Consider the following 19,041-nt stretch of genomic DNA (forward strand, 5'->3'; position numbering starts at 1 on the left):
TGCTCGATGCCTTTCTAATGACTGATGGAGTGATTGTTTGAAGGGTTTGATGGGTGTAATAACCAGCTTTGGAGTTGGCTCACACACTCGGACGTTGATTCATAGGGAAGAACGTTGCGTCCATGAATGCTTGCGCTCACAGCAGTTGGCATCTGCTGCGCATAGGTTTGGATGCGTTCTTGTGCGTCATCCCATTGCTTGGAACGGCCGATTCCGGTGGCCTCTTGCCCGAACAACAGCCACACAGGTTGGTTGATTTTCTGCCACTGACTGATCCAGTTGCGTCTCCAAAAACCAGCCAAAAAAGAAAATGTTGCCCAACGCGTACTCATGTTGGCTGCTTCTTGTTCCAACGTGTCGAGCCATTCGTCGTCAACGTCTTTGTTGTTGGCAAATAAATTATTGACGGAAAACGATTTTAAAAAGGCTCGACGGCGTGCGTAGCGATAAAACAAAAAGCCGATTGGGCCCTGAAACAGCAATCTCCAGATCCATTGAGATTGTGTTTGCGGAAAGGGTTCCTCAAGAATGCGCCAACTCGGTGGGCTGATCGCAACCAGGCCAGCGACGAGTTCCGGTGCGGACTTGGCTACAGCCAAGGCAATGGGGAGAGAGGCTCCTTGTGAGACCAGGACCGTTGGTGTGTTGGTTTGGTCTCTTAGAAGATCGACCAGTGGGGCCGCCCAATCTTCGGGGTCAAGCTGTTGATTTGGATGCTCGTGTTCCCCGCATCCGAGTAGGTCTGGAGCTAGCAAGGTCGTCGTGTCGTCAGAGGCTTGCCAACACCTGATGAAACGATCCCAAAACCGACTGGATAAACCAACCCCAATGGGATGAATGAGAAGCAAGCGTGATGAGCTCAAGACCCCACACCGCAGGCAATACGAGCACCACCTCCACCTAGGGGAGGCGTGTCCGCATAGGTGTCTCCCCCTGCATGGACCACCAGAGCCCGTCCGCGCAGGTCGGAGGCCTTGAGCCGTGGTGCCACCACGCTTGTGGTGGTGTTGCCATCTCGGTCCACCACTAATCGGCTGAGGTCACCGCGATGGCCATTCCCGAAAGGTCCGAGATGGGTGTCGGTTTGATCTGGATCCCAATGTCCCAGTGCTGCAAGGCCTGCGACGGAGTCTCCTTCTGCGTTGGTTTGTGCAGCGCACTGATCGCCAGCATGCAAGTGGAACCCATGCTCGCCCTCACTCAGTCCACTGAGTTCAGGAATAATCACCAATCCTTGATCCGTGTCTCGTGCACTAATCGTGCCGATGGATTCGCCGATTCCCTCACTGGTGATGCTGTTGATCGTGATTTCAATCGTGCTGGCTTGCACGGTTGCAGGCATCAGCAATGCCAAGCACAGAGCCAGGAGTGCACCAAGTCGGTACATGGGGTGTTTACAGATGCATTCATTTTGTCTGGACGACGGCTCTAACTGTTAAAGCGCCTGAGCTTCGGCAAGGGAGCGGCCTTTCCAGGTCCAGCCCTTTCCCGTCAAGCTCTTCCAAACGGATGTGGGTGCGATCAGCCCGATAATGAGGCCGCCAATGCCCATGAGCCACCAATGGCGTAAGGGCACCGAAAATCGGGCTCGTGTCCAGAGGCGAACGCTGAGTTGCATCAGGATTGCGATCAATCCGAGACCAGCATCACCGAGCCAAAGACTTTGATCATGATTGCTCAGACACGCCATCGTCAGGCTGGTCGGCAGGAGTAGCCATGGCAGCGTGAACATCAACAGCACCACGCCGCCAGCTCCTAAGGATTTGCTGATGCTGCGATCCAGACCAAGGAACCAGTTTTTGCTCCAGCCTTCCCAAAGAGCCTCGAAATTGGCGTACATCTGTAGGTCGACGGCATCAATTCCAAGCACGTATCGCAGGCGAAACCCCCCCTCCTTAATCAGCCGCGCCAAAGCCAGATCTTCGACAACTTCCCCCGCGAGGGCCCTGTGGCCGCCGATGGCGTTGTAGCTATCCCTTCGGAACAACATGAAGGGTCCTGCCGCAAAGGCCACCGTTGAATCAGGATCGTTGGCTTCGAGGATCGGAAACCCAAGCCCTAGCAAGCTCGCCATGATGGGTTGAACCATCCATTCGGTGAGACATCCACAGGTCAAGCGTGGAGCAAGGCTGAAGAGATCGGCCTTCTCCTGGATGCTCTGGTGGAGTGCTCGACGGATGGCATCGGGTGCCAGGCTGACATCGGCGTCGATGAACAGCACCCATGTGCTTTGGACCTGCTCCATGGCTTGGCTGCAACCCCAGTTCTTTCCTACCCAACGCTCTCCCTTGGGTCGTGGGCCAGCTTGGAGAACGGCTGCATTGGGTTGATCAGAACCGGCGAAAGCACGGATGGTCTGTTCCGCAATGTTGACCGTGTTGTCGCTCGACTGATCGTCGACAACAATCACCTCCCAGTGAGAGCAAGGCTTATCAGACTTCAGTACGTGCGTCAGACAACCGTCAATATTGAGCGCTTCGTTGAAGGCTGGGATCACAACGGTGAGACTGGTCTTGCTGATGTCCTGATCGTTGTGGTGCCAGAGCGTTGGAGCTGAGGCAAACACGCGTTGTAGGCCGAGAAGAAGGATGCTCAGTCCAAGCGCAGCCGCTAGGGCTGTGACTCCTACAACGCAAGCCACCATCTGGAACAGGGTCAAGAGCTGGGCCGCTTCTGCTGCCTACTTTGACCAACTTCGGCCTCGATGTTGTCTTTGCAGGTTGAGCAAAGCAGATGACCCTTGTGTTTCCAATAGGTGCGGGTGGAACGTTCGATTGTCTGCTTGCAGAGCAAACACTGAAACATGGGGCTCATGGTTGAAATGCCAGCAGGTCTACCCCTTATCCCACGGGCCCCAAACACGTTTTGTTCATGGGGATTTTTTTCTTAGCTCAGATGGATTCGTTGTTTATCGGCGTTGTCGGTCGCGGCGGTTTGCTTTTCGCGTTCCCCCATATTGATAACCGGGATGGTTTTGCAGCTTGTTCCAGCAGCTGGGGCATGCCAATTGCCAGTGAGGTTGGGCTGCAGTTTTCACCCTGTAATGAATAGGCCCATGACTGGAGCATTGATCACAAGCATGAGATTGGGAGCGATTGCGTTTGCCACGGGATTGCCAATCCTTTAAAAACTTCAGTTCCTCGTCGCTGGAAGCCCTTCCCAGGGCGGCATTGCGTTGGGGATAACGTCCGAAACGCTGGATCAGATTCTTGTGGCGTGAGGCGACTGCAACGGTGGCTGGGTCGCTCCAGCGCTCCAGGTAGGTGACCGCTTCCTGAATCACTGCCCAGTCCTCACTGTGCAGCATTGGCATCAACCAAAATTGGCGACGCACCCGTTCTGGTTCTTCGGCGATCCATCCCTCCGTGATCGCTTTGCGGGTAAGCCTTAGGGCATAAGCATCGCCAGCAAACGCACGGGGTTCGTGCCTCCATATCTGCCGGGTGAACTGATCCATCATCAAAACCAGTGCCAAAGCACTGGTCGCGTTTTGCTCCCAGTGGGTTAGTTCACCTTTCAATGCTGATGACGTGATCTTGCCGAAGCGGTCCAACACCACCTGATCAAACTCCGCATTGCTGCGAAACCATTGGTGCGGGCGACAGTCTTGAAACCAGAAGTGGAGCACCGCTTTCGGGCTGGTCTCCATCAGTTGTCTTGACGCACTGCCTTCACAGCCAAGCCTGCTTCCGCGCTCGTCACAGCGGCGAGAACAATCAAACCGATCAGTCCAACGAGTTGGTTTTGCGGTTCAGCTGCAGTCGCGGCGTTTTGAGCCAAGACGGCACCCACCACAAACCAGGTTGTGGCCAGGAGCGAGGTGATCCAGTAAGCCTTCCAGCGTCGTTGGTACAAATAACCAGCCCCAAGACCGGGCACCACGTTGAGCACAACAGCCACCCAGCCAGCGGATGCGGCGAGCACCTGTTCTCTTGTTGGAGTCATCAAAACGCTTTGTCTTCACGACACTCTGTCGTGTTCAGTGCTTGGGTGGGGTGAATGACTTCGCCTGCCTTGCGCTCTCTGTTTTCGTTGTGTTTTGTGGCTTTGTGTTGGCTCGTGCCCTGTGCGCCTGTGTTTGCAGACAGCTATTGGTGTGAAGGAGACCTGCTGACGGTGGAGCGAACCAATTTGGGTCGGGAGGCGATCGGCGCTGTGGTGGAACCGATCCCTAACAGTGCCGATGGAACAGTGCCTGGCGATGGGATCTTGATCCATTGGCGAGACCTCAGCCTGCAACTGCCACGCACCAACAATGCAGGTCCACCCAGCTACACCGATGGCCGTTGGTGGTGGCGGGTGGAAGATGCGGATCATCCTGAATTCCGTCAGAGGAAAGCCTCGATTGAAACCTATGCCTGTGAGGCTCAGGTGGAGGGGGCTAACCCTCTCAACAACAAGAATTCATAGATCGCGACTGCGCTGACTAACAGTCCAATGGCTCCAACCACGAGCTTGCCGTTCATCGCAGAAATCCTCACAGCCACCATCATGGAGGTATTCACAATGTTGTCGTGCACGGTTCTGCTTGGATCTTGTTGGCTTGGTTCGTCGTCGCGATTGCCTGCGCAACCCGTTTCTGGCGGATCACAGCAGCCTTTCGTCGAAACAATGGATTGGCTGAGCCCTCTAGCAAAGCGATGAGAGAGGCCCTCGAACGGGCATGGGAGCGCAGTCCGCGCTGAAAACGGAGATAAAATTGGGGGTATGGAACCCTCCTTCACTACGGACAAACTTGAACAAGAGCTCAAGCAGGCACAACAGTTCGGACGCTGGCTTAGCGATGAAGAACGTTTGGCCTTGGAAGAGGAGAAGACACAAGCGTTGAGAATGATCGAACAGCAGCGTCATCGACGCCTGCGTCTCATCGTGTTGACGGCTGTTTGTCTAGTCATTCCTCCTCTTTGGGGTATTGCTGCAGGTCTCAGTTTTTATTTGCTGTTTCCAGAAACTGCAAAACGGCTCGCTTTGATTGCCAGTGGTGGGCTGATTGTTCTTGCCATGTTGTCGGCCTTAATGATTGGATTCTTGCTAATAACCATTGCTGATCTACTGTTTTGAATTTTAGATTGATTGAATTTAAGTTAATTTGATTTTGTATCACAACCGCCAGGTCGCAGACTAAACTGTGTCTGTAAGCGTTTGAAACTGAATTCAAAAATTAAACTAAACAAGAAATTGCAAGCGAGATTTAAATTTTAAGAATCAGCCAAGCGAGTGAGCAACTTGCGACCAATGAAATAATTCCAGCAAGCGCTCTCCAGAAACGGGGGTCATTCGTTTGATACATGGAGACTCCCTCTACAGATCGTTCAGGATGACAGCTGAATCGTTCCTGCTTCAATGCGTTTTAAGAGATTGCTTCTCAGTTTTTGGTCTTGTTCATCCATTCCGCGGTTCAGTAAAACCTCGCGATAGTGCTCAACACTGATCTGGTTGTGCAAGGTGGCATCCAGGTAAAGCTCGACCATGACGTGTCAATGAGAAGTTATGTAAAGCTATGCGCCTCAATCGGCGTCTGCGTGCAATTTTTCGTTCGGTTCTCCACCGCTCAGGGATGGCAGCAGCTGAAAGCTGTTGTGTTTGGCGGTCGTTGTGCAGGTTTTGCTTGGCTCCTCCCTCGCTGCACCCTGCTTGGACTTCGATGATTATTGCTTTCGCTTATGGACCATCGCTTGCGTCAATACAGCCGTTTTGGTTTAAAAGCGTTGCGCATCGCGGCAAGCACTTTGGCCTTGATTGAGTTGCTCCGCTCTGATTGGGTGGCGGGAGCAGGAGCCTCGTTGGCTTGGTTTCTGTTTGTTCAAGTTGAGCGCCGATGGACAGATTCAGCAGATGTAGATTCCTGATCTTTGGAAGTTGCGGCTCGTGAAGACGTCACGCATCTGACGCTTGATCATAAAGAAGCGAGCACCCCTGATTGAAATCCTTGATTGGGGTGTGAATTGAATTCATCCTTGGAATGATCTAGTCATGATTTCTGTTGATTGACTTGCCATTCATTGGCAGGAATGAAAGCAGCAAATAAACAATTGGTGCTCAAGAGACATTGCCGGCCATTTGAAGCAAAACCAACGTGGCCTCCTCCTCTGCTTCATCATTCAATGAGGCTCAACTCAGCATCATCAGCCTTTAAAATGGACAGGATCGGGGTTTTCTAAGCCTGATTAGCCGTTCCTTAGGGTGTTCTCATCTGATGGCGCCATCGCTGGATCGCCCCACAAAAATCTGTGCCGTCTGCGGTCGCCCATTCCAATGGCGACGCAAATGGAAAGATGTTTGGGAAGAGGTGCGTTATTGCTCTGAGCGCTGCAGACGCCGGCGTGGGGAAACTTCAGCACAACGGCCCTCATGAACCAATGATCTTTCCGTCACCTATTCAGCTGTTTTGAAGATCATCAGCATCTACCTAGCAAGGATGTTTGGACGTCGTTTTTTGCGACGCTTTACTGCACTTGCTATCGCTTTACCCCTTGCTGTTGCTTGCACAAAGCAGGATTACTTGTCTGGGAAACGAAGTAATCATTCTGATGATCGTCCGATTGTTTTGACAACATTTACGATCCTCGCTGATATGGCCCGTCAGGTTGCGGGTGATCGCTTACAAGTTAAATCCATTACGAAACCAGGAGCAGAAATTCATGGATATGAGCCTTCTCCCAAGGATTTAGAGCAAGCATCAGGAGCAGATTTAATTGTAGAAAATGGGTTGGGATTGGAACTTTGGGCTCGTCGTTTTGTTCAATCGGCTGGTGATGTACCCACGGTCACTCTCACCGAGGGGATGGAGCCCTTGCTCATTGAGGGGGATGCCTATGCCGGTAAGCCCAATCCCCATGCCTGGATGTCACCTCTTCGGGCTAAGGGATACGTGGATCGACTTGTGGATGCTTTTTCTCAACTTGATCCAGAGGGGGCCGAGTTGTATCGAAACAATGGCAACCGCTACAAGCTCCAGTTGGAACAATTGGATACTGAGTTACGCAACCTGCTCGCTGTCATTCCCAAGCAACAGCGTGTCCTTGTCAGCTGTGAAGGGGCATTTTCTTACCTCGCCCAAGACTATGGATTTGATGAGGCGTATTTGTGGCCGGTGAACGCTGAAAGTCAGATCACTCCAAAACGCATGGCCCGTTTGATCGAGCGTGTCAAGAACGATCAGGTTCCCGCCGTGTTTTGTGAAACCACAGTGAGTGATAAGGCCCAACGGGAGGTGGCTCGAGCGTCGGGTGCTCGATTTGGTGGCAGCTTTTATGTGGACTCTTTATCAAAACGCAACGGTCCTGCGCCAACGCTGCTCGACCTTCAACGCCACAATGTGAAACTTCTTAGGCAGGGGTTGGCTGCGTCCGCCGAAAAGTCCTCATGACTCAGAGTGAATTGATGCGGATTGAAGCCGATCAGATCTGTGTTGACTACAACGGCACAGTGGCTCTCTACGACGCTTCTCTTCATTTGCCTTCGGGATGCATCTGTGGATTGGTGGGCATGAATGGGTCCGGCAAATCGACCCTCTTCAAGGCGCTAACTGGCTTTATCCGCCCCTCTCGCGGCCACATCAGAATCAATGGCCGCAGTGTTGCCCGGGCTCAGCGCGATCAAGCCGTTGCCTATGTGCCTCAGAGTGAAGGCATCGATTGTGATTTCCCCGTCTCTGTTTGGGATGTGGTGATGATGGGTCGCTATGGAGCCATGAATGTGCTCCGGATTCCACGACAGTCAGACAGGGTGGCCGTTCGCGATGCCCTGGAGCGCGTTGAGCTTCTTGATCTCAGGGATCGTCCGATCGCTGCTCTCTCTGGAGGTCAAAGGAAGCGCACATTTTTGGCAAGAGCCATTGCCCAGCGTGCATCGGTGTTGTTGTTGGACGAACCCTTCAATGGCGTGGATATACGTACGGAAAAGTTGATGGCCGAACTGTTTTTTCAGTTGCGTACGGAAGGACGCACCATTTTGATTTCCACCCACGATCTCAGTCATGTCAGAGACTTCTGCGATCTCACAGTTCTGATCAATAAAACGGTCTTGGCTTACGGTGAAACCTCTGAGGTGTTCACTCCGGAAAATCTTTCCCTGGCCTTCGGGGGCCTTCCTCCAGATTTATTGACCGGCCATAGTTCCTCGGAGGACGCTTGATCACATTTCTGCTTGAGCCTCTTCAGCACGCCTTCATGGTGCGGGCTTTGCTGATCAGTGCCACCGTCGGTGGTGTCTGTGGTCTCCTCTCTTGCTATATGACCCTGAAGGGTTGGGCTTTGATGGGTGATGCTGTTTCGCATTCTGTCTTGCCAGGAGTGATCTTGGCCTATGCATTAGGGCTACCTTTTTCGGTTGGGGCCTTTGTCTTTGGCGTGGGATCAGTGGCCACGATTGGTTTCGTTAAGCAGAAATCTCGAATCAAGGAAGACACCGTGATTGGCCTCGTGTTTACAGGCTTTTTCGCTCTGGGGCTGGTGTTGGTCTCTAAGACGCGTAGCAATATTGACCTCACACATATTCTTTTTGGCAATGTGCTTGGCATCTCTATTGCAGATATCCAGCAAACCATGCTGATTTCAGCCCTTGTAACGGCTGTTCTTTTGTTGTTTCGTCGTGACCTGCTTCTGTTTTGTTTTGACCCTACGCATGCACGCTCGATTGGCATTAATACCGGCGTTCTCCACTATTTGCTTCTCTCCGTTCTTTCTCTAGCGGCGGTTGCTGGCTTGCAAACCGTAGGCATTATTTTGGTCGTTGCCATGTTGGTGACTCCTGGAGCTACCGCTTATTTACTCACCGATCGCTTTGATCGAATGAGTTGGTTGGCGATAGGAAGCAGCATCCTTTCCAGCATTCTTGGGGTTTATACAAGCTATTGGACGGATAGTTCCACCGCTGGTTGCATCGTTCTTGTGCAGACCGGCTTGTTCTTGGTTGCGTTCCTCTTTGCGCCCAAGCATGGAATTTTGCGCCATCGATTCGCATCCTCAATGCCAATTTGAACAGTGCCTAATCCCTGAGGATTTGCTAAAGAAGATTGCTGAAGAAGAAAAGTGTTTTGAGGATCATTGGGTTGTTTTTTCAACTCAATCGGAACTGCGATGATGGCTGGGTGCAAAACGGGGGTATCGCTCTCTTTTCGCCTTGTTAAGCCGTGAATTCGTCCAGCGGGCTTGATGCATCAAACTGAATTTGTTGCCAGTCATTCTGAGATGCGTCTATTTCGATCAGCTCAACTGCTCATGAGCTTGCTGGCTTTGACAACTCCGTCCATAGCTCTTGCGATGGGGGAAGAGCCCTCCCCATCGAAACTCGGCACTGCGCCCATCAAAGCGATGTATGACACCAAGGCAGAGGCAGAGGAGGCCGCAACCTTGTTCAACTGCAAAGGCGCTCATCAGATGGGGGCGAAATGGATGCCTTGCGACGCTCATAATCACGGCCCCAACGCAGGCCCCTGAATAATCCCCCCATCCCCCTCCCTTGCCCTTCTCTTGCTGGTGTTGATGGGTGTGCAGGGTCTGCGCTGGCTGAACTGATTGTTGGCGCTCAATCCAGACGTCTGCTCGCCTGCTTGTTTGGATGCCCTAACGATGGAACCGCTGACAGATTCATTCCATAACGATCTGCAGCAACGTCAGCACCGGTGCTTCAGATCTCCTGAGAATGGTGAGGATTGATATTGGGAACCATGCGTTTTTTGCTATCTGCAGCTTTTGCTTTGCTGCTGGTCTTAAGCATGCCAATGCGTGCGATGGCTTCTGACACCGTGAGGGGTGGTCAGATTTTTAATACCAATTGCGCCGCATGCCATGCCGGCGGTGGAAATATTGTGAAGAGTGAGCGGACGTTGCGGCAGGCCGACCTTGAAGCTTTTCTCCCCAACTACGTGACTGGGCATGAAACCGGAATCGTGGCTCAGGTCACCTACGGGCGTAACGCAATGCCAGCATTTCTGGATGTGCTCAGTGAAAATGAAATTGCCGATGTTGCGGCCTACGTTGAAGATCAAGCCAGTCATGGCTGGAGTTAGCCACTTCAAGGGTTGATGACTCGTTTCGCCACTGGCTGGGCCATTTTTCAAGGTCTGTTAATCGAAGCGCTCCCCTTCTTGCTTCTGGGCGTTGCGATTGCTGGTTTGGCGAGATGGCTGGTCCCCCAGTCATCATGGATCAAGCGATTGCCACGCCACCCGCTTCTGGCCCCAGTTGTTGGGGCTTTGCTTGGATTTGCTTTGCCCGCCTGTGAATGCGGGAATGTTCCCGTTGCACGACGTCTGCTTGCAAGCGGAGCACCGCTGGGCACTGGTTTTGGTTTTTTGTTTGCAGCGCCAGTTCTCAATCCGATCGTGTTAGCGAGCACTTGGGCAGCCTTTCCAGACCAGACCTGGTTGCTTTGGGGACGACCCATTGGTGCCTTTCTGATTGCGATCGGGCTCAGCGCTCTTCTCGGCTTGCTGCCTGAATCACGTTTGTTGGCGTCTGCCTTGCTCGAAGAGCGAAGACTGAGTCAACCCCTCTCTCGCGTTGGACTGCTCGAACGTCGTAGTGGGCTGGTGGGTGTGGACTTCAATGCTTCGGAACGTCGGCTGGAGGAGGTTCCGCTGCGACCTGCAGAGCTGCTTCAACACAGCACGCGTGAATTCTTGAGCTTGCTCACCCTGCTCGTGTTTGGCTGTGCCCTTGCCGCTGCGGTTCAAACCTGGTTGCCACGAAGTTGGCTCTTGGCTTTGGGGTCAGGCCCTACCGTTTCGGTGCTGGCTTTGATGGCCTTGGCACTCGTGGTTTCGGTGTGTTCCAGCGTTGATGCCTTTCTTGCGCTTGGCTTTGCAGCTCAGGTCACACCGGGAGCTTTGCTGGCCTTTCTGCTTCTTGGTCCAGTGGTCGATCTCAAGCTTGCTGGCTTGTTCACGGTGCTTCTCTCCACGCGGGCCATTGCAATCACCGCAGTTGCAGCAACGTTGTTCGTTCTTCTGATTGGCCAGTGGGTCAATCTTGTGATGCTCTAAAGCGATGCCACGTCTGAACGGGATTCGACAAACGCGATATCTACCACCCCTTGTATTGCTGCTTTGGGGATGGGTGTTGGTCTGGAGCAGTGTGTCGGCTCGTTTGGATCTGCTTCTGAATGCGATTTTTCATCCAGTGGTTGCGATTGCAGGCGTTGTTCTGATGGTGCTCGGTGCTCTTCAGCTGCGCTTTGCTTCACGCTCAAAAACGTCTCCAGCTCCTTTGAGCTGGCTGATTTCGGTTGCGGTGGCCTGTTTGGTTTTGCTGTTTCCCCCATCACCCTCCTTCAGTGATTTGGCTTCGAATCGCAGCGATAACTTGCCTGAGGCGCCGCGATTGAGTTTTTTCCTACCTCCTGAACAACGCACGTTGACCGAATGGGTGCGGCTGCTCCGCAGTCAACCCGATCCCAATTTGCATGCAGGCGATCCCGTGCGGATTAGCGGCTTTGTGCTTCAACGTCCAGGGATGCAACCCCAGCTCGCCCGTCTCACCGTGCGTTGCTGCCTGGCTGATGCCACCCCTGCTGGACTGCCGATTGAATGGCCTGAGAACGCGGATCCAAAGCCGGATCAATGGCTGGCCATCGAGGGGACGATGACAACGCAGACCCAGGATGGACTGCTGATCAATGTGGTCAAACCCACCACGATTCAATCCATCCCGCGACCTGAGCGGCCTTTGGAACCATGAGCTCAAAGGGGGTTGGCCCATCAACGGGCAAGGTTCGACTCTTGAGCATGGCTCTGCTGGGCCTGGGTCTTGTCGCTTTGGTGCAGCAGCAGATTTTGCTGCGTCGTCCCCCGCGTTTGCGATCCGTCGCGATTCAATCCATTCGTTCAGGTGCTGCAGCCCTTGACGTGCGTTTCAGTCGGACGATGAACCGCGCGTCGGTGGCTCAAAACAGTCGTCTTGTCCCCCATCAGCCCCATCAGTGGTTTGGCCAACAGGATCAGTTCCGCCTGCTGCTCGATCCTGATGCCCTGATTCGTTCGCCCCAGAAGCTTGTTCTTGCTGCTGATGATCAACGGGGGCTGGTCCTGCCTAGCCGTTCACTTTGGTGGGATCCTCGTTCGTCTCTCGTGGCAGTGATGGTCGAGAAGGAGGGAGAGCAGGTGAAATTGCGCCGCAAGGATGGCAGTTGGTTGCCGCTGTCGTCTATTGAGCAGCGCATTCTTCAGCTTGAGCCCTTGGGCAATGGAGAGGGCGTTGCCTTCGTGACCGATAACGATGCTTCCAAGCTTGAGGTGTTGCTTCGCCAGCTCACTCCGCGGGCCATTAGCCATCAAGCGGAAGGATTGGCAGATCCCCTCCCAGGTGCCATCCAATCCTTGGCGTCTGGGTCGCTTTTGTTTGCCCACTTAAGTAGCAATCAGCGAGGGGAATTACTCGTGCAGGTGGGAGGTGTTGAAGCTGGTAGCGATCGAACCTGGGTTCGTTCAGCTAACGCCAAACGCCGTGACCTCAACCTGGAGGTTGCGGGCGCGATCCGTCTGCTTCCGGATGGCAGCGGAATGGTTGTTCCTTCCTATGACGGTCTTGATCTCTTGCCCATGAACCCTGATGGGAAAGGGACTTCTCCCCAAAGCCTCCCCGGCAGCCGCGAACTCAAGTCGTTTTGCTCTGGTTCCGGCCGTGCGGTGTTGTTGAGAAATTGGCCTGATTACCGACGTTCGATTGAGCTGGTGATTCCCGGACAACCTCCACGAGAGGTCTGGTTGGGGGAGGCGGGGGTCATGGCCACAGCTTGTGATAACAGGGGAGAAAATATTTGGATTGTTCTTCGCGATGCAGAGCCAGCCCTTCAAGACGAATTACTCCTTGTCAATAGTTCTGGATCAGTGCTCAAGCGAAGGACTATTCCGGGATGGTTTTTAGCTTCAGGAGCGGTTCTTGATGTGGATCCCGCCACGAATCGTCTTCTTACGGTGATGACGAATGGCGATGGCGAAAGACGTCGAGTTGCCCTCATTGATGGCAGCAGTTTGGATTTTGAACTCCTTAATCCACAAGTTGTGTTGGCAAGATGGTTGCCTGCGGCTGGTGAGTTGGATGAATTTCATCCAGTCCGTCGATAGGTTGAGCCAACTTGATGGTTCGATTTTGGGAGAGCCAGTTCTGAGAGCAGAGGGCGTTGATGTGCAATACGGCGATCGTGTTGTGCTCGAAAACGTGGCAATGACGCTGCACTCAGGCACGTTGACGGCGCTGGTTGGTGCGAATGGAGCCGGTAAATCCACCCTGCTGCATGTGCTCCAGGGGCAACTTCGTCCCCGAGGTGGCTCGGTTTACTGCGATGGAGATCCGATCGAGGAGTGTCGCGAACGGGTGGTGTTGATGCCTCAGCGCAGTCGGATTGATTGGTCGTTTCCGATCAGCGTGCGAGATCTTGTCGATCTTGGATCGATGAATGGCCAATCTCTTGGATGTTGCGATCGGGAGGCAGCACTTCAACGCGTTGGCCTTTCCGCTCTTGCCAATCGACGCCTTGATTCTCTTTCAGGCGGACAACAGCAACGCGCGTTGCTGGCCCGTTCGCTGGTGCAACCCTCTCGAATGCTTCTCCTCGATGAACCCTGTGCCGCGATCGATCCTCCTTCCCGTGATCAACTGTTGCTTCTGATGCGTCAGTTGGCTGATGCCGGTCATACCTTGTTGGTCAGCAGCCATGACTGGGGCGAAGCGCTTGATTCCTACGACAGAGTCATCGTGCTTGATCGGAGTGTTCTTGCCGATGGACCTCCCGCTGAGGTGAGGCGCTCTCTCAAGGGTTTGGTGAATCCGGGGAATCATCACTGTGGATGAGGTTGTTTTTTGGTTGATACCTCTGCTGATGGCAGTGTTGGTGGGGATTTTGTGTCCTGTCACTGGCACGCTCTTGGTGACCCAACGCCGGGTGCTTCAGGCCAATCTCATTTCCCATGCCGTGCTTCCAGGCTTGGCGCTCTCGGTTGCCTTCGGCTTTGATCCAGCCTTGGGGGGCGTGGTAAGCGGCATCCTTGGGGCCTTATTGGCGGAACGATTGCAGCGCAGCTCGAAGCTGAACGGGGAAGCGGTGATCAATACGGTGCTTGCTGGCTTTCTTGGCCTCGGAGTTCTGCTCATCCCTTTGCTGAGTCTGCGCCTTGACCTTGAGGCCTTGCTGTTTGGTGATTTGCTGACGGTGGGTTGGCTTGATGTGGGTCGCGTGTTGGTTGCTTGCCTGGCCTTGGCCATCCTTCTGGGCACTCGCTATCGCGAGCTTGTTTATTTGGGGGTTGATCCAGAGGGTGCTGCCTCGGCGGGATTGTCGGTGCGTGGGCTGCGGCTGGCCCTTTCTGCCGTCACAGCTGTGGTCATTGTTAGTGCCATGGCAGCGGTGGGAGTGATTTTGGTGATTGGTTTGCTGTGTGCCCCCGTGCTTCCAGGGCTTCATCGGGTGACCAGTTTGCGCGCTGCGATGGTTCGGGCTGCATTGGTGGGTTTGGCCCTCAGTGGCGGTGGATTTCTTTTGGCCTTGCCCCTCAATCTCCCTCCCGGACCGTTGATTGGAGTGGCTTGCGTTGTGTTGCTTTGCCCACTGGCCCGGAAAAGCACCTAGGCAGCGGTTTTGAGAATGATTATCATTCTGGGAAGTTCCAAGCTTTCTTGTGCCACTGCCTGTCTCCGTACCTTTTGCCAGTGTCTTGCTGGCGGCAGCCAACACTGCGAGTCCAACAGTGGTGGCCGCGGATGGGATTCTTTGCGATCTCACGCGCACCCTTGCTGGGCCTCAAGCCAACGTGATTTGCTTGACCAAACCCGGCTCAGATCCTCACACCCTGGCGTTACGCCCAGCTGATCGAGGCAATCTCGCGAAAGCCCAACTTGTGTTGCTGAATGGATATAACCTCACGCCAGCGCTTAACAAGATCAAAACCCCTGGGACTGTTGTAACGGTTGGAAATAAAGCAGTCCCTAAGAACCCTCTCAAAGATCCTCACATTTGGCATGACCCAGCCAATGTGAAAGCGATGGCCAACTCCGTGGCATGGTGTTTGAAACCCTTATTTGATGCCAAGGGTGATGCTGCAATTGATCAACGCCGAGCGAAGGTTGATGGTGTACTTGCCTCTCTTGGTGGCTGGATTGGTCAACAAATTGCCACTGTTCCACAAAAACAGCGCGTTCTGGTGACCGGGCATCGAGCCTTTTCTTTTTTAGCCAAGCGTTACGGAGTGCGTGAATTACCCGTGCTTGATGACTTCACCACGGGGGGAACGCTCCGACCCTCGAGTTTGTCTGCGATTAGCAAGTCGATCAAAGCATCTGGAAGTAAGGCCATCTTCGCTGAGTCAATTCCACCGTCTAAAACGATGCGACGAATTAGTCGTAGCAGTGGCGTTCCAATCGCCAAGCAAGCACTTTTCGCTGATGGTCAAGCACCAGGCAAAAGTTTGGTTCAAACAGCTACGAATAATGTTTGCATTTTCGTCGTGGCTCAAGGAGGTAAATGTGATCGCAATGCTGCTTCTCAACTGCAGCGGCGATGGTCTGCGATCCAATAAACCTTTTTGACTCTCTTTTCACTAATCAGCCTTTTTTCCCATGAATTTGTTTTTGCGTCGTGTGTTCCAAGGAGGAGCTGTTGTTGGTCTATTGCTAGGCGGTGATCTGGCGCTTCGATCCGTGCGGGCGCATAGTTCCGCTGGTGGGGAGCCGCTCGAACCAGGCGAATTTGTCGCAAGGCCTGTGGTCACCATTGAAGGCCATGGTGGTTTTGAAACCAATCTCGAGGGCCGTCCAGAGCACTACGCCATTGATGGTCAATTTGGTGCTGTCTTGGAATGGGGCCTACCCAACAGGGGAAGTTTTGCGATCGAAGCACAAATCGGTCCCGCACTTGTTTGGGGAGAAGCGGAACATTTTTATGGTCGCGTGCATGTTGAGGAGGGCGCTCATGACGACCATGCGGAAACCGATGGCGAAGAACATGGCGATGATCATGAAGATGAACATGCTGACGATCATGGAGATGATCATGGAGATGATCATGGCGATCATGCGGAAGCTGATGGTGAGTCGCATGCTGGCCATGAAGGGCATGGCCATGGATCGGGAGCTCCATTCCGGCGCACCGATATCAAGGGCTTTGTGCAGGCCCGTTATCAACCCAATGACCGCCTCGCATTGTCATTGTCTTGGTGGCCTTATTACGTCACAGGAAATCAGGGTGAAGACAGTGTTGGTCTGAAAAATGAGGTCGGTGCCAAGCTCGTTTATGCCTTTGGAGATGGCGATCTCAACTTTGCCCTTGGAGATGGTCTTGAATCCGTTCTAGATGGCCTCTTCGTGTCTGTTGAAAATCGCAGCGGCTGGGAGACCGACGGTCTTTTTATTGGTAACTACACAGATCCTTGGCTTGGATTTGGTTTCTTTGTTGACCAGCTCAACGTGACTCTGACCGCTGGTCCTCGCTTCTATTCACCTGGTAATTATTCAGGACTCTCCCAGAGGACAGATTGGGGTGGCGAGATTGAGATGGAATATCCACTTGCAGAAAGTGTGGTGTTATTTGCCCATTGGAAGCCTATCTACAGCACCGCAGGTGGAGAAGGTTGGGGTAAGGGTTGGAGTCATCATGTGGGCACTGGTGTGAGTTTTAGTTTTTAAGGGAATTTCTAGCTATAGAAAGAATCAATTGATCCTTTTGCACGGATGACGATCGACGAACAATCACGGCGTCATGCCATCAGCCGTCTTAGCCGCAAGAGGGCCTATCGGCATCAAGTGATCAATTACCTCTGGGTTAATGCTCTCTTGATTGTTGTGTGGGCTTTGAGTGGATTTGGCTTTTTCTGGCCGATCTACTCACTTCTCGGCTGGGGGGCTGCTCTGCTGATTCAAGGATGGAAAATCACTCACCCTCATCGTCACGCGTTCAGTGAAGAGGAGATCAATCGAGAGATCGAGAGAATCTGAAATCAATTGGTGTTGGGTGCGTGTCTCTTAGATCCGCACTTTTCCAACCTCCGCTTTGATCGGCTCCCTTCCGGTCCCTACAAGAATGGGGAGACGCGTGAAAATTTCAACTCGAATCCCCATTCTTGCAATCACAATGAGGGCACGACTCACAAAAAAGAAGGAAAGAACGATTGCGATCGGCCATCTCCAGCTTGCTAGAGAGTACAAAAAATCGCTCATCTGCTGATGGTATTGGGTTCTCTTTGCAGTGATAGCAAGCTTTTCAGGGGATGAAATGCTTAGAGCGTTTCGGGGTTGAGTCGGCTTGGTCGGTAGGCAATCAGAAATTTCTGCACATGTCCGTTGGTTCGTTTCACGGCTGTGATCAGGTCCTCACCTGTGTTCCAGACCCAGAGCTGATCCTCATAGCTGTCTTCTTTGATTGATGTGCTGATTGGCTTGCCGTGCCGAGCACTTAAACCAGCAAGGACTTCTGTCATGTCATCCATGCTGAACTCGTAAGCCAGTGACTCCAGTCCACCTTGCTCGTTCATGTCCAACGTGAGCTGTGGAACAGGTAATTGATCGAGATGGACGTTACGAGCGATCAAGCGTTGAGAGTTGAGGTCTTCCTGTTTGATGGCACCGTGGAGGTGGTCGTTGATCTCTGATTGGGGCATTCCCCAAGCCAATCCTTCAACACAAGCGATGGCAGTGGACGGATAGATGACGAAGCAGGCCACCAGTGCGAAGGCGAAAAGTGCAGAGTGCACAGTTCGAATCATGGCTCAGTTGATCAAAGGTCCAGAATCAGTCTGTTCGATTTTGGTCTTGACTTTACAAAACAAAAATGAAGCTCTTTCGCGGCGAGTGCCTGACGTCGTGCATTAGATCATTTCCAATGGTTTGGAGACTTTCGAGAGCCTGAAGATGCGCTTGTTTGAGATGAATGCCTCTTTTGACGTTCCATGTTCTGATGCATTCTATTTTTTATTTGCTTTTGTCTGCCGATGTAGATCGAAAGGCTAAGGAATCTATTTTTACGGAGGTTGATTCGCGGGATTTGTGTTGGTATGTTTGGATTTTTACTTTTTATTTTGAGATTATGTCTTAATTCAGATCAATCTCTTTAATTGTTATGATTGTTGCACACAAATTCGCTTTCTTGTTGTGCTTGTGATTGGGGAGTTGCTCTATGCCATCGCATCTTGCTCGTAGCCTCTTCTTTGCTGTAGGTGTCGATTTTGGTGATGTACCAATATCTCATCAAGGTTTTGTCGTCTTTGCATTTTACAAGAATAATGTTGTTGTCTGAGTTTTGATAGGAAAACTCGTTGTCCCCCAACTCTCTTATTTTTTTGATAGAGATCTTTTCGCGTTCTTCTGATATTCCAATATCAACCCATTCTTCATTTTTTTTGTTGTCTGCAGAGACCGGATTTAGGACTGAGAATACTACCAATAGCAAAATGATAAAAGCTTGCATTTTGGGGATAAAAATTTGCATTTCATTGTCCTCACTGGGCAAATTCTACAGACTCATGATTGTATTGTCCTTGGGACCTTGGTTTCTTGGGCTTTTCATGGAGATGTTGTTGATTGCAAGCTGCGAGCATTCGTTAGAACGCATTCGAGCTTTTGTTGAATCATTCAATATTTCTGAAGAGACATGTATTCAGAGTAATTGGACTTTTTTTGAATCTTTGTTTGCGTCGAATATGATGAATGACACGATGCATGCATGCATGCTGCTGCCTTCAGGCAACCGTCTCTATGTGAGCTCATGGCATTGAGCGATCTTGGGTTTTTCTCATTTTCGCCTGATCCGGCCTTGCATGCACTCCTTGAGATCCATTGGCCTTACTGGATTTTTTGGATTGAGATGAGGAATTGAGATATCTTTCGCGAAGGAATAATAAGAATTCGTCACGATCTTTTATTTGTCGTATTGTCTTGATAGCTCCCAAAATAAAAATTATGGCTGAAATTCAAAGACGCATTCGTTTTAACACCATCAGCATGAGCGTACTAATGATCACAATTGCTGTAGGAGTGATGACTGCGATGTGGATGTATGCAGATGCAGGTGTTTGACTCCTAAGCCCAGGCAGGCCAGGTTGAATGCTCAATG

The 19,041-nt window shown here is 52.2% G+C and carries 26 protein-coding genes; 18 read left to right on the forward strand and 8 right to left on the reverse strand.

Annotated features, from left to right (window positions below):
• Positions 1 to 14 precede the first annotated feature (14 nt).
• From DXY38_RS01200 to DXY38_RS01220, 5 genes are all read right to left on the reverse strand, one after another.
• Entirely contained in the window at positions 15 to 863 is an 849-nt protein-coding gene (locus DXY38_RS01200) for an alpha/beta fold hydrolase (RefSeq protein ID WP_244278960.1), read from the reverse strand.
• Complete coding sequence (gene sodC / locus DXY38_RS01205) at positions 860 to 1,387, reverse strand: superoxide dismutase family protein (RefSeq protein ID WP_115070128.1); 528 nt, start codon at positions 1,385 to 1,387, stop codon at positions 860 to 862. The genes DXY38_RS01200 and sodC overlap by 4 nt, the downstream gene beginning before the upstream one ends.
• Before the next feature lie 48 nt (positions 1,388 to 1,435).
• Positions 1,436 to 2,644 (reverse strand): glycosyltransferase family 2 protein, encoded by a 1,209-nt coding sequence (locus DXY38_RS01210; RefSeq protein ID WP_115070129.1) that lies wholly within the window; start codon positions 2,642 to 2,644, stop codon positions 1,436 to 1,438.
• A 264-nt stretch (positions 2,645 to 2,908) separates the two neighbouring features.
• Positions 2,909 to 3,649: a DUF924 family protein gene (locus DXY38_RS01215; protein ID WP_115070130.1), complete on the reverse strand. Its 741-nt coding sequence runs from the start codon at positions 3,647 to 3,649 to the stop codon at positions 2,909 to 2,911.
• A complete protein-coding gene (locus tag DXY38_RS01220) occupies positions 3,649 to 3,945 on the reverse strand; it encodes a hypothetical protein (RefSeq protein WP_115070131.1) in 297 nt (98 codons plus the stop codon). Before DXY38_RS01220 ends, DXY38_RS01215 begins: the two co-directional genes overlap by 1 nt.
• Before the next feature lie 54 nt (positions 3,946 to 3,999).
• Here DXY38_RS01220 and DXY38_RS01225 point away from each other — a divergent pair, with 54 nt between their 5' ends.
• From DXY38_RS01225 to DXY38_RS01230, 3 genes are all read left to right on the forward strand, one after another.
• The gene (locus DXY38_RS01225) at positions 4,000 to 4,410 is read left to right on the forward strand and encodes a hypothetical protein (RefSeq protein ID WP_115070132.1); all 411 of its coding nucleotides are present in this window, start codon (positions 4,000 to 4,002) and stop codon (positions 4,408 to 4,410) included.
• A 104-nt stretch (positions 4,411 to 4,514) separates the two neighbouring features.
• Positions 4,515 to 4,685, forward strand: coding sequence for a hypothetical protein (locus tag DXY38_RS13590; protein ID WP_170952814.1), 171 nt, complete (start codon positions 4,515 to 4,517; stop codon positions 4,683 to 4,685).
• Positions 4,686 to 4,707: 22 nt separating this feature from the next.
• Positions 4,708 to 5,061, forward strand: a complete 354-nt coding sequence (locus tag DXY38_RS01230; protein ID WP_115070133.1) for a hypothetical protein — start codon at positions 4,708 to 4,710, stop codon at positions 5,059 to 5,061.
• A gap of 251 nt (positions 5,062 to 5,312) precedes the next feature.
• Here the strand turns inward: DXY38_RS01230 and DXY38_RS13595 are convergent, their stop codons facing one another.
• Positions 5,313 to 5,471 (reverse strand): hypothetical protein, encoded by a 159-nt coding sequence (locus DXY38_RS13595; RefSeq protein ID WP_006853116.1) that lies wholly within the window; start codon positions 5,469 to 5,471, stop codon positions 5,313 to 5,315.
• A 192-nt stretch (positions 5,472 to 5,663) separates the two neighbouring features.
• Between DXY38_RS13595 and DXY38_RS01235 the strand changes: the two genes are divergently transcribed.
• The 15 genes from DXY38_RS01235 to DXY38_RS01305 all read left to right on the forward strand — a co-directional run bounded on the left by DXY38_RS01235 (position 5,664) and on the right by DXY38_RS01305 (position 16,928).
• Positions 5,664 to 5,849 (forward strand): hypothetical protein, encoded by a 186-nt coding sequence (locus DXY38_RS01235; protein WP_115070134.1) that lies wholly within the window; start codon positions 5,664 to 5,666, stop codon positions 5,847 to 5,849.
• A gap of 347 nt (positions 5,850 to 6,196) precedes the next feature.
• On the forward strand, positions 6,197 to 6,355 hold the full coding sequence (locus tag DXY38_RS01240) for a DUF2256 domain-containing protein (protein ID WP_071778021.1): 159 nt from the start codon (positions 6,197 to 6,199) through the stop codon (positions 6,353 to 6,355).
• A 63-nt stretch (positions 6,356 to 6,418) separates the two neighbouring features.
• Positions 6,419 to 7,369, forward strand: a complete 951-nt coding sequence (locus DXY38_RS01245; RefSeq protein WP_115070135.1) for a metal ABC transporter substrate-binding protein — start codon at positions 6,419 to 6,421, stop codon at positions 7,367 to 7,369.
• Positions 7,370 to 7,383: 14 nt separating this feature from the next.
• Positions 7,384 to 8,136 (forward strand): metal ABC transporter ATP-binding protein, encoded by a 753-nt coding sequence (locus DXY38_RS01250; protein WP_038013367.1) that lies wholly within the window; start codon positions 7,384 to 7,386, stop codon positions 8,134 to 8,136.
• Entirely contained in the window at positions 8,136 to 8,981 is an 846-nt protein-coding gene (locus DXY38_RS01255; protein ID WP_115070233.1) for a metal ABC transporter permease, read from the forward strand. The genes DXY38_RS01250 and DXY38_RS01255 overlap by 1 nt, the downstream gene beginning before the upstream one ends.
• Before the next feature lie 240 nt (positions 8,982 to 9,221).
• Positions 9,222 to 9,440, forward strand: coding sequence for a DUF3721 domain-containing protein (locus DXY38_RS13930; protein WP_371410975.1), 219 nt, complete (start codon positions 9,222 to 9,224; stop codon positions 9,438 to 9,440).
• Between the two features lie 230 nt (positions 9,441 to 9,670).
• Entirely contained in the window at positions 9,671 to 10,012 is a 342-nt protein-coding gene (locus DXY38_RS01265; RefSeq protein ID WP_006853109.1) for a c-type cytochrome, read from the forward strand.
• A gap of 15 nt (positions 10,013 to 10,027) precedes the next feature.
• Entirely contained in the window at positions 10,028 to 10,987 is a 960-nt protein-coding gene (locus DXY38_RS01270; protein ID WP_115070137.1) for a permease, read from the forward strand.
• A 4-nt stretch (positions 10,988 to 10,991) separates the two neighbouring features.
• A complete protein-coding gene (locus tag DXY38_RS01275; RefSeq protein ID WP_115070138.1) occupies positions 10,992 to 11,681 on the forward strand; it encodes a TIGR03943 family protein in 690 nt (229 codons plus the stop codon).
• A complete protein-coding gene (locus DXY38_RS01280) occupies positions 11,678 to 13,066 on the forward strand; it encodes a hypothetical protein (RefSeq protein ID WP_115070139.1) in 1,389 nt (462 codons plus the stop codon). Before DXY38_RS01275 ends, DXY38_RS01280 begins: the two co-directional genes overlap by 4 nt.
• Positions 13,041 to 13,793 carry a metal ABC transporter ATP-binding protein gene (locus tag DXY38_RS01285; protein WP_115070140.1) on the forward strand — a complete coding sequence of 251 codons (753 nt, stop codon included), beginning with the start codon at positions 13,041 to 13,043 and terminating at the stop codon, positions 13,791 to 13,793. Before DXY38_RS01280 ends, DXY38_RS01285 begins: the two co-directional genes overlap by 26 nt.
• A gap of 28 nt (positions 13,794 to 13,821) precedes the next feature.
• Positions 13,822 to 14,568, forward strand: coding sequence for a metal ABC transporter permease (locus tag DXY38_RS01290; RefSeq protein WP_371410977.1), 747 nt, complete (start codon positions 13,822 to 13,824; stop codon positions 14,566 to 14,568).
• A 49-nt stretch (positions 14,569 to 14,617) separates the two neighbouring features.
• Entirely contained in the window at positions 14,618 to 15,514 is an 897-nt protein-coding gene (locus DXY38_RS01295) for a metal ABC transporter substrate-binding protein (RefSeq protein WP_115070142.1), read from the forward strand.
• 40 nt (positions 15,515 to 15,554) lie between these two features.
• Positions 15,555 to 16,619, forward strand: coding sequence for a hypothetical protein (locus DXY38_RS01300; RefSeq protein WP_244278961.1), 1,065 nt, complete (start codon positions 15,555 to 15,557; stop codon positions 16,617 to 16,619).
• A 45-nt stretch (positions 16,620 to 16,664) separates the two neighbouring features.
• Entirely contained in the window at positions 16,665 to 16,928 is a 264-nt protein-coding gene (locus tag DXY38_RS01305; RefSeq protein ID WP_115070143.1) for a 2TM domain-containing protein, read from the forward strand.
• A 281-nt stretch (positions 16,929 to 17,209) separates the two neighbouring features.
• Here DXY38_RS01305 and DXY38_RS01315 read toward each other — a convergent pair whose 3' ends face one another.
• Both DXY38_RS01315 and DXY38_RS01320 read right to left on the reverse strand, forming a co-directional pair.
• Positions 17,210 to 17,695, reverse strand: a complete 486-nt coding sequence (locus tag DXY38_RS01315; protein ID WP_115070145.1) for a hypothetical protein — start codon at positions 17,693 to 17,695, stop codon at positions 17,210 to 17,212.
• A gap of 344 nt (positions 17,696 to 18,039) precedes the next feature.
• Positions 18,040 to 18,438 (reverse strand): hypothetical protein, encoded by a 399-nt coding sequence (locus DXY38_RS01320; RefSeq protein ID WP_244278962.1) that lies wholly within the window; start codon positions 18,436 to 18,438, stop codon positions 18,040 to 18,042.
• Positions 18,439 to 19,041 lie beyond the last annotated feature (603 nt).

It is taken from the genome of Synechococcus sp. UW179B, from assembly GCF_900474245.1.
GTDB lineage: Bacteria > Cyanobacteriota > Cyanobacteriia > PCC-6307 > Cyanobiaceae > Synechococcus_C.

Bases quoted from the DNA above. Each gene is read 5' to 3' on its own strand.
- sodC (WP_115070128.1), bottom strand. From the start codon at position 1,387: ATGTACCGACTTGGTGCACTCCTGGCTCTGTGCTTGGCATTGCTGATG.
- DXY38_RS01210 (WP_115070129.1), bottom strand. From the start codon at position 2,644: ATGGTGGCTTGCGTTGTAGGAGTCACAGCCCTAGCGGCTGCGCTTGGA.
- DXY38_RS01215 (WP_115070130.1), bottom strand. From the start codon at position 3,649: ATGGAGACCAGCCCGAAAGCGGTGCTCCACTTCTGGTTTCAAGACTGT.
- DXY38_RS01220 (WP_115070131.1), bottom strand. From the start codon at position 3,945: ATGACTCCAACAAGAGAACAGGTGCTCGCCGCATCCGCTGGCTGGGTG.
- DXY38_RS01225 (WP_115070132.1), top strand. From the start codon at position 4,000: ATGACTTCGCCTGCCTTGCGCTCTCTGTTTTCGTTGTGTTTTGTGGCT.
- DXY38_RS01230 (WP_115070133.1), top strand. From the start codon at position 4,708: ATGGAACCCTCCTTCACTACGGACAAACTTGAACAAGAGCTCAAGCAG.
- DXY38_RS13595 (WP_006853116.1), bottom strand. From the start codon at position 5,471: ATGGTCGAGCTTTACCTGGATGCCACCTTGCACAACCAGATCAGTGTT.
- DXY38_RS01235 (WP_115070134.1), top strand. From the start codon at position 5,664: ATGGACCATCGCTTGCGTCAATACAGCCGTTTTGGTTTAAAAGCGTTG.
- DXY38_RS01240 (WP_071778021.1), top strand. From the start codon at position 6,197: ATGGCGCCATCGCTGGATCGCCCCACAAAAATCTGTGCCGTCTGCGGT.
- DXY38_RS01245 (WP_115070135.1), top strand. From the start codon at position 6,419: ATGTTTGGACGTCGTTTTTTGCGACGCTTTACTGCACTTGCTATCGCT.
- DXY38_RS01250 (WP_038013367.1), top strand. From the start codon at position 7,384: ATGCGGATTGAAGCCGATCAGATCTGTGTTGACTACAACGGCACAGTG.
- DXY38_RS13930 (WP_371410975.1), top strand. From the start codon at position 9,222: ATGAGCTTGCTGGCTTTGACAACTCCGTCCATAGCTCTTGCGATGGGG.
- DXY38_RS01265 (WP_006853109.1), top strand. From the start codon at position 9,671: ATGCGTTTTTTGCTATCTGCAGCTTTTGCTTTGCTGCTGGTCTTAAGC.
- DXY38_RS01270 (WP_115070137.1), top strand. From the start codon at position 10,028: ATGACTCGTTTCGCCACTGGCTGGGCCATTTTTCAAGGTCTGTTAATC.
- DXY38_RS01275 (WP_115070138.1), top strand. From the start codon at position 10,992: ATGCCACGTCTGAACGGGATTCGACAAACGCGATATCTACCACCCCTT.
- DXY38_RS01280 (WP_115070139.1), top strand. From the start codon at position 11,678: ATGAGCTCAAAGGGGGTTGGCCCATCAACGGGCAAGGTTCGACTCTTG.
- DXY38_RS01285 (WP_115070140.1), top strand. From the start codon at position 13,041: ATGAATTTCATCCAGTCCGTCGATAGGTTGAGCCAACTTGATGGTTCG.
- DXY38_RS01290 (WP_371410977.1), top strand. From the start codon at position 13,822: ATGGCAGTGTTGGTGGGGATTTTGTGTCCTGTCACTGGCACGCTCTTG.
- DXY38_RS01300 (WP_244278961.1), top strand. From the start codon at position 15,555: ATGAATTTGTTTTTGCGTCGTGTGTTCCAAGGAGGAGCTGTTGTTGGT.
- DXY38_RS01305 (WP_115070143.1), top strand. From the start codon at position 16,665: ATGACGATCGACGAACAATCACGGCGTCATGCCATCAGCCGTCTTAGC.
- DXY38_RS01315 (WP_115070145.1), bottom strand. From the start codon at position 17,695: ATGATTCGAACTGTGCACTCTGCACTTTTCGCCTTCGCACTGGTGGCC.